This window comes from Pseudomonas sp. NPDC008258 (assembly GCF_042956345.1).
Classification (GTDB): Bacteria; Pseudomonadota; Gammaproteobacteria; order Pseudomonadales; family Pseudomonadaceae; genus Aquipseudomonas.
Genome location: NZ_JBIBGE010000067.1, coordinates 1 through 12015, shown reverse-complemented (window position 1 = coordinate 12015; position 12015 = coordinate 1). Strand labels below are relative to the sequence as shown.

The 12015-nt window shown below is 65.1% G+C and carries 14 protein-coding genes and 1 riboswitch; all 14 genes read left to right on the top strand.

All coding sequences use genetic code 11. The annotated features are described in order from the left end of the window. The first annotated feature begins 168 nt into the window (after positions 1-168). A riboswitch (cobalamin riboswitch) is annotated at positions 169-389 on the top strand. A gap of 119 nt (positions 390-508) precedes the next feature. The 14 genes from cobO (at position 509) to ACFY9W_RS28755 (ending at position 11742) form a co-directional block, all read left to right on the top strand. Then, entirely contained in the window at positions 509-1120 is a 612-nt protein-coding gene (gene cobO, locus ACFY9W_RS28820; protein WP_391138185.1) for a cob(I)yrinic acid a,c-diamide adenosyltransferase, read from the top strand. Beyond that, positions 1117-2412: a cobyrinate a,c-diamide synthase gene (locus ACFY9W_RS28815; protein ID WP_391138182.1), complete on the top strand. Its 1296-nt coding sequence runs from the start codon at positions 1117-1119 to the stop codon at positions 2410-2412. Before cobO ends, ACFY9W_RS28815 begins: the two co-directional genes overlap by 4 nt. Further along, positions 2409-3059, top strand: coding sequence for a 5,6-dimethylbenzimidazole synthase (gene bluB / locus ACFY9W_RS28810; RefSeq protein WP_391138179.1), 651 nt, complete (start codon positions 2409-2411; stop codon positions 3057-3059). Before ACFY9W_RS28815 ends, bluB begins: the two co-directional genes overlap by 4 nt. Then, on the top strand, positions 3056-3964 hold the full coding sequence (gene cbiB / locus ACFY9W_RS28805; RefSeq protein ID WP_391138176.1) for an adenosylcobinamide-phosphate synthase CbiB: 909 nt from the start codon (positions 3056-3058) through the stop codon (positions 3962-3964). Before bluB ends, cbiB begins: the two co-directional genes overlap by 4 nt. Beyond that, positions 3957-4949, top strand: coding sequence for a threonine-phosphate decarboxylase CobD (cobD, locus tag ACFY9W_RS28800; protein WP_391138173.1), 993 nt, complete (start codon positions 3957-3959; stop codon positions 4947-4949). The genes cbiB and cobD overlap by 8 nt, the downstream gene beginning before the upstream one ends. Further along, positions 4946-6400, top strand: coding sequence for a cobyric acid synthase (locus tag ACFY9W_RS28795; protein ID WP_391138170.1), 1455 nt, complete (start codon positions 4946-4948; stop codon positions 6398-6400). The genes cobD and ACFY9W_RS28795 overlap by 4 nt, the downstream gene beginning before the upstream one ends. A gap of 1 nt (position 6401) precedes the next feature. Beyond that, a complete protein-coding gene (gene cobU, locus ACFY9W_RS28790; RefSeq protein ID WP_391138167.1) occupies positions 6402-6923 on the top strand; it encodes a bifunctional adenosylcobinamide kinase/adenosylcobinamide-phosphate guanylyltransferase in 522 nt (173 codons plus the stop codon). Next, positions 6920-7975 (top strand): nicotinate-nucleotide--dimethylbenzimidazole phosphoribosyltransferase, encoded by a 1056-nt coding sequence (cobT, locus tag ACFY9W_RS28785; protein WP_391138164.1) that lies wholly within the window; start codon positions 6920-6922, stop codon positions 7973-7975. The genes cobU and cobT overlap by 4 nt, the downstream gene beginning before the upstream one ends. Next, positions 7972-8538 (top strand): histidine phosphatase family protein, encoded by a 567-nt coding sequence (gene cobC / locus ACFY9W_RS28780; protein ID WP_391138161.1) that lies wholly within the window; start codon positions 7972-7974, stop codon positions 8536-8538. The genes cobT and cobC overlap by 4 nt, the downstream gene beginning before the upstream one ends. 1 nt (position 8539) lies before the next feature. Beyond that, positions 8540-9262 carry an adenosylcobinamide-GDP ribazoletransferase gene (locus ACFY9W_RS28775; RefSeq protein ID WP_391138158.1) on the top strand — a complete coding sequence of 241 codons (723 nt, stop codon included), beginning with the start codon at positions 8540-8542 and terminating at the stop codon, positions 9260-9262. A 91-nt stretch (positions 9263-9353) separates the two neighbouring features. Then, the gene (locus tag ACFY9W_RS28770; protein ID WP_391138155.1) at positions 9354-9758 is read left to right on the top strand and encodes a MarR family transcriptional regulator; all 405 of its coding nucleotides are present in this window, start codon (positions 9354-9356) and stop codon (positions 9756-9758) included. Positions 9759-9822: 64 nt separating this feature from the next. Continuing rightward, on the top strand, positions 9823-11025 hold the full coding sequence (locus ACFY9W_RS28765; RefSeq protein ID WP_391138152.1) for an MFS transporter: 1203 nt from the start codon (positions 9823-9825) through the stop codon (positions 11023-11025). After that, positions 11022-11144: a hypothetical protein gene (locus ACFY9W_RS28760; protein ID WP_391138149.1), complete on the top strand. Its 123-nt coding sequence runs from the start codon at positions 11022-11024 to the stop codon at positions 11142-11144. The genes ACFY9W_RS28765 and ACFY9W_RS28760 overlap by 4 nt, the downstream gene beginning before the upstream one ends. Positions 11145-11190: 46 nt before the next feature. Beyond that, positions 11191-11742, top strand: coding sequence for a glutathione peroxidase (locus tag ACFY9W_RS28755; RefSeq protein ID WP_391138146.1), 552 nt, complete (start codon positions 11191-11193; stop codon positions 11740-11742). Positions 11743-12015: the final 273 nt, after the last annotated feature.

Below are 12015 nucleotides of genomic sequence, written 5' to 3'. Positions count from 1 at the left end.
AAGGCATGACCATACTCTTGCCGCCCCCGGAATGCTTTTCAAAAAGCGGGGGACACGACAACTACCCTGACACCGGGGGTCAAGATCAAAAGCCAGATTGGGAGCGGGAGCAAGATCATACTTCGTTGCAACACCCGCTTCGATTGACGCTCCGGGTGCAACCCTCTAACCTTCGCGCGTGTTTCAGGTGCCCTGCCAGCCCCTACTGGGCAGGGTGAAACTGGGAAGCCGGTGGGCGCCAGCATGGCGCGATTCCGGCGCTGCCCCCGCAACGGTAGGTGAGTTACGGCCGCGCACGGCCACTGGGTGCCAACACCCGGGAAGGCGCGCAGGCCAGGGCCAAAGCCCCCTCACAAGCCCGGAGACCGGCCTGGAATTGTCAACGGCATCACGGAGGGTGATGCGCGGTGCACCGTGGCGCCCTGCCATGGCCCCTGCGCGTTCTCCGTCTGCCTGCCTATTACCTGTCGCCACGCCTTGCCGTGGTGCCAGCCAGCGGAGAACCCTGATGAGCGAAGCCACCGAACGCGACGAACGCCACCTGGCGCGCATGCAGCGCAAGAAGGCGGTTATCGACGAACGCATCGCCAATTCCCCCAACGAATGCGGCCTGCTGCTGGTGCTGACCGGCAATGGCAAAGGCAAGAGCAGCTCGGCCTTCGGCATGCTCGCGCGCGCCCTGGGCCATGGCATGCAGTGCGGTGTAGTGCAGTTCATCAAAGGCCGCAACAGCACCGGTGAGGAGCTGTTCTTCCGCCGCTTCCCCGAACAGGTGCGCTACCACGTGATGGGCGAGGGCTTTACCTGGGAAACCCAGGATCGCCAGCGCGACATCGCTGCCGCCCAAGCTGCCTGGGCGGTGTCGCGCCAGTTGCTGCAAGACCCGAATGTGCAGTTCGTGGTGCTGGATGAACTGAATATCGCCCTCAAGCACGGCTACCTCGACCTGGACCAGGTACTGTCCGACATCCAGGCCCGCCCGCCCATGCAGCACGTGATCGTCACCGGCCGCGCTGCAAAGCCGGAAATGATCGAGCTGGCTGACACCGTGACCGAAATGGGCATGCTCAAGCACGCCTTCCAGGCCGGTATCCGCGCACAGAAAGGCGTCGAACTGTGAGCCAACCCCGTCAATGCCCCGCCGTGTTGATCGCGGCACCGGCCTCTGGCCAGGGCAAGACCACCGTCACTGCTGCTCTGGCCCGCCTGCACCGCAACCTCGGGCGCAATGTACGGGTGTTCAAGTGTGGGCCCGACTTTCTTGACCCGATGATTCTCGAACGTGCCAGCGGCGCGCCGGTCTACCAGCTGGATTTGTGGATGATCGGTGCCGACGAAAGCCGCCGCCTGCTGTGGGAAGCCGCCGGCGAGGCCGACCTGATCCTGATCGAAGGGGTGATGGGGCTGTTCGATGGCACCCCGTCCAGCGCCGACCTGGCACGCCACTTTGGCGTGCCGGTGCTGGCGGTGATCGACGGCACGGCCATGGCCCAGACCTTCGGCGCCCTGGCCCTGGGCCTGGCGCGGTACCAGGCCGACCTGCCATTCGCTGGTGTATTGGCCAACCGGGTGGGCAGCCTGCGCCACGCGCAGTTGCTGGAAGGCAGCCTGACCGAAGGCTTGCGCTGGTATGGCGGGCTGTCGCGTGAACGCGGCATCGAGCTGCCCAGCCGTCACCTTGGCCTTGTGCAGGCCAGCGAGCTGAACGACCTGGATGCCCGCCTGGACGCCGCTGCCGAGGCGCTAGGCGCCAGTTGCGATGCAGCCTTGCCGCCGCCGGTGACCTTTACCGGGCCCGAACCTCAAGCGGGTGGTGCTTCGCTGGCTGGGGTGCGCATTGGTGTGGCGCGGGACGAGGCGTTCGCCTTCACTTATGGCGCCAACCTTGAACTGCTGCGCAACCTGGGCGCGCAGCTGGAGTTCTTCTCGCCGCTGCATGACAACGAACTGCCGGTGGTGGACAGCCTGTACCTTCCGGGCGGCTACCCTGAACTGCATCACCACGCCTTGGCCGCCAATGCGCCGATGAGCGAGGCAATTCGCGCCCACCATGCGCAGGGCAAGCCGTTGCTGGCTGAGTGTGGTGGCATGCTGTACCTGCTCGATGCCCTGACCGATGTGGCCGGCGAGCGTGCCGAGCTGCTCGGCCTGCTGCCGGGCGAGGCGACCATGCAGAAGCGCCTGGCGGCGCTGGCCTTGCAGGCGGTGGAGCTGCCGGAGGGTACCCTGCGCGGTCATACTTATCACCATTCGCTGACCAGCACGGCGCTGGAACCGATCGCCCGTGGCCTCAGCCCCAACGGCGGGCGGGGCAACGAAGCGGTGTATCGCCTGGGGCGGCTGACCGCTTCTTACGTGCACTTCTACTTCCCCTCCAACCCGGACGCGGCGGCGGCGCTGTTGCGACCATGAGTGAACACGCTTACAGCGACGCCGAACGCGCCGCGATCTACCGGGCCATCGGCGAGCGCCGCGACATGCGTCATTTCGCGGGTGGCCAGGTAGCGCCAGCGATGCTCGGTCGCCTGCTGGCCGCAGCACACCAGGCGCCCAGCGTCGGCCTGATGCAGCCTTGGCGTTTCATTCGCATCACCCAGCGTGACCTGCGCACCCGCATCCAGGCCCTGGTGGAGGCGGAGCGGGTGCGTACAGCCGAGGCATTGGGCGAGCGGTCTGATGACTTCATGAAGCTGAAGGTGGAAGGCATCAATGACTGCGCCGAGCTGCTGGTGGCGGCCTTGATGGACAACCGCGAGCCGCACATCTTTGGCCGTCGCACCCTGCCGGAAATGGACCTGGCCTCGCTGGCCTGCGCCATCCAGAACCTGTGGCTGGCTGCACGTGGCGAAGGGCTGGGGATGGGCTGGGTGTCGCTGTTCGACCCCCAGGCGCTGGCGGCACTGCTGGGCATGCCTGACGGCGCCAAGCCAGTGGCGGTGCTGTGCCTGGGCCCGGTGGCCGAATTCTACCCGGCACCCATGCTGGTGCTGGAAAACTGGGCCGAAGAACGGCCCTTGAGCGACATGTTGTACGAAAACCAATGGGGAGAGCGCCAATGAGCGTGGCCTTGCTGACCGTGGCGGGTGTGGCCCTGGATGCCTTGCTGGGCGAGCCGCAGCGGCGCCACCCGCTGGTGGCCTTTGGCAATATGGCCGGTAACCTGGAGCGCCGCCTTAATGCCGGTGGCCGTGGCTGGCGCAGCCACGGTGTGAGCGCCTGGTTCCTGGCCGTTGTGCCGTTGACTTTGGTGGCGCTGATCCTGTCGTGGCTGCCGTATATCGGCTGGCTGGTGGACGTGCTGGCGCTGTATTGCGCAGTGGGCATGCGCAGCCTGGGCGAGCATGTGCTGCCGGTGGCCAACGCCCTGCGCCAGGGTGACCTGGAAGAAGCGCGGCGCCGCGTCGGCTACCTGGTCAGCCGCGAAACCCGCGAGCTGGACGAGCCCGCCGTGGCCCGGGCGGCCACCGAGTCGGTGCTGGAAAATGGCAGTGACGCGGTGTTCGCCGCGCTGTTCTGGTTTGTGGTGGCCGGCGCGCCGGGCGTGGTGCTGTACCGCCTGAGCAACACCCTGGATGCCATGTGGGGCTACCGCAACGAGCGCTTCGAGCGCTTTGGCTGGTGCGCGGCGCGCATTGATGACGTGCTCAACTATATTCCCGCAAGGCTGGTGGCGCTGACTTACACGCTGCTGGGCAAAACTCGCCTGGCCCTGGCGTGCTGGCGCAAGCAGGGCCCGCTGTGGGACAGCCCCAACGCCGGACCGGTGATGGCCGCCGGTGCCGGTGCGCTCGGGGTAGAACTGGGCGGCCCGGCTGTTTACCACGGTGAACTGCATGAGCGGCCACGCCTGGGTGAAGGGCCGATGGCTGACGCCGATGCCATCGAACGTGGCTGGAGCCTGGTACAGCGCGGCGTATGGCTGTGGCTGTTGTTGATCTGCCTGGGGGCTTACATCAATGCTTGAACACGGTGGCCGCCTGCAGCGTGCGGTGCAGCAATACGGTATCCCTCGCGAGCAGTGGCTCGACCTGTCCAGCGGCATTGCGCCCTGGCCATTCCCGATCCCGCCGATACCCACGGATGCCTGGGCTCGCCTGCCGGAAACCGAAGACGGGCTGGAAGACGCCGCACGTGCGTATTACGGCGCCGGCCAGCTGCTGCCGGTGGCCGGCTCCCAAGCGGCGATCCAGGCTTTGCCGCTGCTGCGTGCGGCCGGGCGGGTAGGGGTGCTGTCGCCGTGCTATGCCGAGCACCCGTATGCCTGGCAACGGGCGGGGCATCAGCTGGTCGAGCTGAATGAGGGGCAGGTCGAGGCGACGCTCGACAGCCTCGACGTGCTGGTGCTGGTCAACCCCAACAACCCGACCGGGCAGCGTGTGTCGCGTGAGCGCTTGCTGGGCTGGCAGGCCCGCCTGGCTGCCCGCGGTGGCTGGCTGGTGGTCGACGAAGCGTTCATGGACAACACCCCGGCGGATAGCGTGGTCGATTGTGCAGAGCGCCCGGGGCTGATCGTATTGCGTTCGTTCGGCAAGTTCTTTGGCCTGGCCGGGGTGCGCCTGGGCTTCGTCGCCGCCGAGCGCAGCCTGCTGCTACGCCTGGCCGAGCTGCTTGGCCCGTGGACGGTCAACGGGCCAACCCGGGTGCTGGCCCAGGCCAGCCTGGCGGACCAACCCACCCAACGTGTGCAGATCGAACGTTGCGCTGCCGCCAGCCAGCGCTTGGCGACGTTGCTGTCCGGCAGCGGGCTTGCGCCCAGCGGCAGCTGTGATTTGTTCCAGTACGTGCGCAGCGAGCGCGCCGCGCAGTTGCATGATTTTCTCGCTTGCCGCGGCATCCTCGTGCGGTTGTTCGAACACCCTGCGGCCGTGCGCCTGGGCTTGCCCGCCTGCGCAGCGGGCGAACAGCGCCTGGCCCAGGCGCTGGCGGCCTATCAAAAGGAAACGGCATGACCACCCTCATGGTGCAAGGCACCACCTCCGACGCCGGCAAGAGCACGCTGGTAACCGCCCTGTGTCGCTGGCTGCTGCGCCAGGGTGTTGGCGTGGTGCCGTTCAAGCCGCAGAACATGGCGCTGAACAGCGCGGTAACGGCCGACGGCGGGGAAATTGGCCGTGCCCAGGCGGTGCAGGCCCAGGCGTGCCGGCTGGCCCCGCATACCGACATGAACCCGGTGCTGCTCAAGCCCAACAGCGATACCGGCGCGCAAGTGATCATCCACGGCCGCGCGGTCACCAGCATGAACGCAGTGGCGTACCACGACTACAAGGCCATCGCCATGCAGGCGGTGCTGGCTTCGCACCAGCGCCTGAGTGCTGCCTGGCCCGTGGTCATGGTCGAAGGTGCGGGGTCGCCTGCGGAGATCAATCTGCGTGCCGGCGACATTGCCAACATGGGCTTTGCCGAAGCCGTGGATTGCCCGGTGATTCTCGTCGCCGATATCAACCGGGGCGGTGTGTTCGCCCACCTGGTGGGCACCCTGGAGTTGCTTTCGCCCAGTGAACAGGCGCGGGTCAAGGGCTTTGTCATCAACCGTTTCCGTGGCGACATCGCTTTGTTGCAGCCAGGGCTGGACTGGCTGGAAGCACGTACCGGCAAGCCGGTACTGGGCGTATTGCCTTACGTCACCGACCTGCACCTGGAAGCCGAAGACGGTATCGACGTGCGCCAGAGCACCAAGAGCGAGCGCGTGCTGAAGGTGATCGTCCCGGTGCTGCCACGCATCAGTAACCACACCGACTTCGACCCGCTGCGCCTGCACCCGCAGGTGGACCTGCAATTCATTGGCCCGGGCCAGCCGATTCCGGCTGCCGACCTGATCATCCTGCCGGGCTCCAAGAGCGTGCGCGGTGACCTGGCACAGCTGCGCGACCGCGGCTGGGACAAAGCCATCGAGCGGCACCTGCGCTATGGGGGCAAGCTGATTGGTATTTGCGGTGGCTTGCAGATGCTGGGCCGTGAAGTTCATGACCCGCTGGGCCTTGAAGGGGGTGCCGGTTCAAGCCCTGGGCTTGGCCTGCTCGATTACGCCACCGTGCTCGAAGCCGAGAAGCAGCTGCGTAACGTTGCCGGGACGCTGAGCCTTGAAGGCGTGCCGGTTGCCGGGTACGAGATCCATGCCGGTGTGACCACCGGGCCAGCCCTGGCGCAGCCTGCCGTGCAGTTGGCCGATGGGCGTTGTGATGGCGCGCTCAGTGCCGATGGCCAGATCCTTGCCACCTACCTGCATGGCCTGTTCGAAGGCAGCCAGTCGTGTGCTGCGCTGCTGGGTTGGGCTGGGCTGGAAGATGTGCAGACCATCGATTACGAGGCGCTTCGCGAGCGCGATATCGAGCGCCTGGCTGATCTGGTGGAAAACCACCTGGACACGGCTCACTTGCGCCAACTTTGTGGGGTGAGCTGACATGCTGAACCTGATTCTTGGCGGCGCCCGCTCGGGCAAGAGCCGCCTGGCCGAACAACTGGCCAGCGCCAGCGGCCTGCCAGTGACCTACATTGCCACCAGCCAGCCGCTGGATGGTGAAATGAACGAACGCGTGTTGTTGCACCGCCAGCGCCGCCCCAGTGATTGGGCGCTGGTCGAAGAGCCGCTGGCCCTGGCCGCTGTACTGCGCGCCGAAGCGGCCGAAGGGCGCTGCCTGCTGGTGGATTGCCTGACCCTGTGGCTGACCAACCTGCTGATGCTCGAAGACGACCAGCGCCTGGCCGAGGAGCGTGATGCGCTGCTGGCCTGCCTGGAACAGCTGCCCGGCACGCTCATTCTGGTCAGTAACGAAACCGGCCTGGGCGTGGTGCCCATGGGTGAGCTGACCCGGCGCTATGTCGACCTGGCCGGCTGGCTGCACCAGGCTGTGGCCGAACGCTGCCAACGCGTAGTGCTGACCGTGGCCGGCCTGCCCTTAATGCTCAAAGGACCTGCACTATGACTCAAGCCTGGTGGCGCGACGCCTGCCAACCCCTCGACAATGCCGCCATGGACCAGGCCCACGCCCGCCAGCAGCAGTTGACCAAACCTGCCGGTTCGCTCGGCCAGCTGGAAGGCCTGGCCATTCAGCTGGCAGGCCTGCAAGGGCGTGAGCGGCCGACGCTGGATCAGGTCGCCATCACCATTTTTGCCGGTGACCATGGCGTGGTCGAAGAGGGGATCTCGGCTTATCCGCAAGCGGTGACCGGGCAGATGCTGCGCAACTTCGTGGGCGGTGGTGCGGCGATCAGTGTGTTGTCGCGCCAGCTGCAAGCCAGTCTTGAAGTAGTGGATCTGGGCACTATCGACCCTGATCTGGACCTACCCGGCGTGCGCCACCTGCGCCTGGGTGCCGGCACGGCCAACTTTGCCCGTCAGCCAGCCATGACGGAGGGGCAGCTGCTAGCTGCCTTGCAGGCAGGCCGCGACAGCGCCTTGCGCGCGGCCGAACAGGGGGCGCAGCTGTTCATCGGTGGCGAGATGGGCATTGGCAACACGACGGCCGCAGCAGCGTTGGCCAGCGTCCTCATGAGCTGCCCGCCTGCTGAACTGAGCGGCCCGGGCACCGGACTTGACAATGCGGGGGTGCGTCACAAGGCTGAGGTCATCGAGCGGGCGTTGAGCCTGCATGGCCTGCGTGCTGAAGATCCCTTGCAGGCATTGGGTTGCGTGGGCGGTTTCGAGATCGCTGCGTTGGCCGGTGCCTACATCGGTTGTGCGCAGGCGGGTGTGGTGGTGCTGGTGGATGGCTTCATCTGCAGTGTCGCTGCACTGGTGGCGGTACGCCTTAACCCGCAGTGCCGGGCCTGGCTGCTGTTTGCCCACCAAGGTGCAGAGCCTGGGCACAAGGCCTTGCTCGCTGCGCTGCAGGCCGAGCCGCTGCTGGCGCTGGGCCTGCGTCTGGGCGAAGGCAGCGGTGCCGCCCTGGCGGTGCCACTGTTGCGCCTGGCCTGTGCGCTGCACGGGCAGATGGCGACCTTTGCCGAGGCCGCTGTAGCGGACCGCCCTGCATGATCCTTGACCTGCTGCGCCACGGTGAAACAGAGCAAGGTGGCCTGCGTGGCAGCCTCGACGATGCCTTGACCGACAAGGGCTGGGCGCAGATGCGTGGCGCTGTGGCTGGGGCCGGTCCGTGGCAGGTGCTGGTCAGCTCGCCGCTGCAGCGCTGTGGGCGATTTGCCGATGAGCTGGGTGGGCGGCTTGGTTTGCCCGTGCAGCGTGAAGCAGGTTTGCAAGAGCTGCATTTCGGCGACTGGGAAGGCCGTAGCGCTGCGCAGATCATGGAGGACCAAGCGGATGCACTGGGGCGCTTCTGGGCGGACCCCTACGGCTACACCCCGCCCAATGGCGAGCCGGTGCAGGCATTCGCCGACCGGGTGCTGGCTGCTGTCGAGCGTTTGAGTCGCGAGCACGCAGGCAAGCGGGTGCTATTGGTCACCCATGGCGGGGTGATGCGATTGTTGCTGGCCCGAGCGCGTGGCTTGCCGAAGGAACAGTTGCTCCAGGTTGAAGTCGGGCATGGCGCGCTGGTGCGGCTGGTGATGAGTGAGGACGGCCAGTTGGTCGAGGGGCGCTGATATGTTGCCGTTCTGGATTGCCTTGCAGTTTCTCAGCAGCCTGCCTGTGAGCCTGCCGGGCATGCCGGCCCATCGCGAGCTGGGGCGTTCGCTGTTGTTCTACCCGCTGGTCGGGCTGCTGTTCGGCCTGTTGTTGTGGCTGGCCAGTCATCTGCTACAAGGCACGCCTGCTCCGCTGCATGCCGCTTTGCTATTGACGTTGTGGGTGCTGCTTAGTGGGGCCTTGCACCTGGACGGGCTAGCGGACAGCGCCGACGCCTGGCTGGGCGGTTTCGGCGACCGTGAGCGCACGCTGACAATCATGAAAGACCCGCGTAGCGGGCCGATTGCCGTGGTTACGTTGGTACTGGTGCTGCTGCTCAAGTTCTGCGCCTTGTGGGTGCTGGTTGAGCAGGGCATTGGCGCGCAATTGCTGCTGGCTCCCGTGATCGGGCGGGCGGCGATGTTGGGCCTGTTCCTTTCTACACCTTATGTGCGGCCCGGCGGGTTGGGCCAGGCTCTGGCCGAGCATTTGCCACGGCGCACAGCTGGGTGGGTGCTGCTGGGCAGTGTGTTTTTCTGTCTGGTGTTGGGCGGATGGGCTGTGGCGCTGGCGCTGGCGGTGTTTGCCTGGCTGCGGCACCTGATGTGCCGGCGCCTTGGTGGCACCACCGGTGATACCGCTGGTGCGTTGCTGGAGTTGCTCGAACTAAGCGTCGTGCTTGGGTTGGCGCTTGGCCTTTGATGTCACTTTAAATCCGGAAGCAGGCACGCATTCTGTGGCGCAGCCGTGAAACCTCTTGCAACACTCATGACGCGGGTATATACACGTATCCATGCTGACCAGTGAATGCATCTGCACCCATTTGCGTCGTGCCGCCCGTGGGGTGAGCCGGCATTACGACGAGGCCCTTGCCGGCTTCGGGGTCAATGTCGCGCAGTTTTCCCTGCTAAGGCATCTGCAACGGCTCGACCGCCCCAGCATCACCACCCTGGCTGAGGCCATGGGCCTGGAGCGCAGTACCTTGGGCCGCAACTTGCGGGTGCTGGAGGCGGAAGGGCTGGTGGCCTTGGCCGATGGTGACGACCAGCGTAACCGCGTGGTGCTGCTGACCGAAGCCGGAACGCAACTGCTGCGAGCTGCACATCCGGCCTGGGAGCAAGCTCAGATTGATCTGGTGGAGCGGTTGGGTGCAGGGCAGCGCGATGAACTGGTGCGTTTGCTGGATCAGCTGGCCTGAATTGATACGAGTATAAGCGGGTATATACCCGTAAAAACCTTGCGATGTGCTGGAGATAACGACAATGACTTCGGTGTGGCGAACCAGCGGTTGGGTATTGGTGGGGGCGGCGTTGATCCTGGCGCTGTCCTTGGGCGTGCGGCACGGCTTTGGTCTGTTCCTGGCGCCGATGAGCGCTGATTTTGGCTGGGGGCGTGAGGTGTTCGCCTTTGCCATTGCCCTGCAAAACCTGATCTGGGGGCTGGCCCAACCGTTCGCCGGTGCCTTGGCCGACCGACTGGGGGCAGCCCGGGTGGTGATCATTGGCGGCATTCTCTACGCTGCTGGGCTAATGCTGATGGGCATGGCCGATTCTGCCTGGTCGCTGTCGCTGAGTGCCGGCTTGCTGATCGGCATTGGCCTGTCCGGCACATCGTTTTCGGTCATTCTTGGCGTGGTCGGGCGTGCAGTGCCGGCAGAGAAACGCAGTATGGCCATGGGCATCGCCAGCGCCGCCGGTTCGTTTGGCCAGTTCGCAATGCTGCCAGGCACCCTTGGTCTGATCCAGTGGCTGGGTTGGTCTGCGGCGTTGCTGGTACTGGGCCTGATGGTCGCGTTCATCGTGCCCTTCGTCGGCCTGCTGCGTGACCGCCCGCTGCCGAGCCATGGCGCCGAGCAGACGTTGGGCCAGGCACTGCGCGAGGCGTGCTCGCACTCCGGCTTCTGGTTGCTGGCGCTGGGTTTCTTCGTGTGTGGTTTCCAGGTGGTATTCATTGGCGTGCACCTGCCGGCTTACCTGGTTGATCAGCACCTGGCTGCTGCTACTGGCACCACGGTGCTGGCGCTGGTCGGCTTGTTCAACATCGTCGGCACCTTCACTGCTGGTTGGTTGGGCGGGCGCATGTCCAAGCCGCGCTTGCTCACGGGGCTGTATCTGTTGCGGGCGGTGGTGATCGTGCTTTTCATCTGGGCGCCAGTCAGCGAGTTCAGCGCCTATTTGTTCGGTATTGCCATGGGCCTGCTGTGGCTCTCGACGGTGCCACTGACCAATGGCACCGTGGCGACGGTGTTCGGTGTACGTAACCTGTCCATGCTCGGCGGTATCGTCTTCCTGTTCCACCAGCTAGGGGCCTTCCTCGGTGGGTGGTTGGGCGGGGTGGTGTACGACCGCACTGGCAGCTACGACCTGGTCTGGCAGATTTCCATCCTGCTCAGCCTGCTGGCCGCAGCGCTGAACTGGCCGGTGCGCGAGCGGCCGGTCGCTCGTCTGCAGGCCCAAACCGCATGAACCCCTACCTGGCTCGCGGGCTGCTGGGCCTTGCCGCTCTGGCGCTGCTGGCGCTGGCGTGGTGGGGCTGGCGCCAGGGAGGGATGGCGCTGATGCAACTGGGCATGAGTGTTTGTTAGGCGCTACCCTGCTAGCTCAAGGGTTGTCTTGCGGGAGGAACGAATCATGCGTGCACATTGGTTGACGGTGCCTGTGCTGGCCCTGCTTGCCTGTACATCGAGCTGGGCTGCCGATTGCCCGGCATTATTGCAGGGCAGCCTGCCGGAATTGCGCGGCAAGGGGCAGGTCGACCTGTGCCAGCGCTTTGCGGGCAAGCCGCTGGTTGTGGTCAATACGGCCAGTTATTGCGGTTTTGCACCGCAGTTCGAGGGGCTTGAGGCGACGTACAAGGAATATCACGAGCAAGGTCTTGAGATGCTTGGTGTGCCGTCCAATGACTTCAAGCAGGAGGACGCCGACAGTGAAAAGACTGCCAAGGTTTGTTATGCCAACTACGGGGTCACTTTCACCATGACCAAGACCCAGGCGGTGCGGGGCAAGGATGCGATACCGCTGTTTGCTGGGTTGGCCAGCCAGAGTAGTGCGCCGAAGTGGAACTTCTACAAGTATGTGGTGGACCGTAAGGGTAAGGTGATTGGCAACTTCTCCAGCCTGACCAAGCCGGATGACCCTGAGTTCAGGGCCGCAATCGAGAAAGCCATCGCTTCGCAGCAGTGATGCACAGTTCTGACCGATCTTGCTCTTGCTCTTGCTTCGGCTTTGCTTCTAAGCGCGCGATAGTTCAGGCAACGCAGATTGCGACTTCAGGAGGCCGAGCGGAGGGATTGCGGAGGGAGGTGACGGGCATGGATGCCCGTCAACGTCTGTTTTGAATCAGCGAACAATCCATTTGCGGTGGCGACGCTGACTCACCTTTTCGCCCTTACGGCGAGTCACTTTTTGTCAAACGCGACAAAAAGTAACCAAAAAACGCTGCGGGTATGACTCACC

Bases quoted from the DNA above. Each gene is read 5' to 3' on its own strand.
- cobD (WP_391138173.1), top strand. From the start codon at position 3,957: ATGCTTGAACACGGTGGCCGCCTGCAGCGTGCGGTGCAGCAATACGGT.
- ACFY9W_RS28765 (WP_391138152.1), top strand. From the start codon at position 9,823: ATGACTTCGGTGTGGCGAACCAGCGGTTGGGTATTGGTGGGGGCGGCG.
- bluB (WP_391138179.1), top strand. From the start codon at position 2,409: ATGAGTGAACACGCTTACAGCGACGCCGAACGCGCCGCGATCTACCGG.
- cbiB (WP_391138176.1), top strand. From the start codon at position 3,056: ATGAGCGTGGCCTTGCTGACCGTGGCGGGTGTGGCCCTGGATGCCTTG.
- ACFY9W_RS28775 (WP_391138158.1), top strand. From the start codon at position 8,540: ATGTTGCCGTTCTGGATTGCCTTGCAGTTTCTCAGCAGCCTGCCTGTG.
- ACFY9W_RS28760 (WP_391138149.1), top strand. From the start codon at position 11,022: ATGAACCCCTACCTGGCTCGCGGGCTGCTGGGCCTTGCCGCTCTGGCG.
- cobO (WP_391138185.1), top strand. From the start codon at position 509: ATGAGCGAAGCCACCGAACGCGACGAACGCCACCTGGCGCGCATGCAG.
- cobC (WP_391138161.1), top strand. From the start codon at position 7,972: ATGATCCTTGACCTGCTGCGCCACGGTGAAACAGAGCAAGGTGGCCTG.
- cobU (WP_391138167.1), top strand. From the start codon at position 6,402: ATGCTGAACCTGATTCTTGGCGGCGCCCGCTCGGGCAAGAGCCGCCTG.
- ACFY9W_RS28770 (WP_391138155.1), top strand. From the start codon at position 9,354: ATGCTGACCAGTGAATGCATCTGCACCCATTTGCGTCGTGCCGCCCGT.
- ACFY9W_RS28795 (WP_391138170.1), top strand. From the start codon at position 4,946: ATGACCACCCTCATGGTGCAAGGCACCACCTCCGACGCCGGCAAGAGC.
- cobT (WP_391138164.1), top strand. From the start codon at position 6,920: ATGACTCAAGCCTGGTGGCGCGACGCCTGCCAACCCCTCGACAATGCC.
- ACFY9W_RS28755 (WP_391138146.1), top strand. From the start codon at position 11,191: ATGCGTGCACATTGGTTGACGGTGCCTGTGCTGGCCCTGCTTGCCTGT.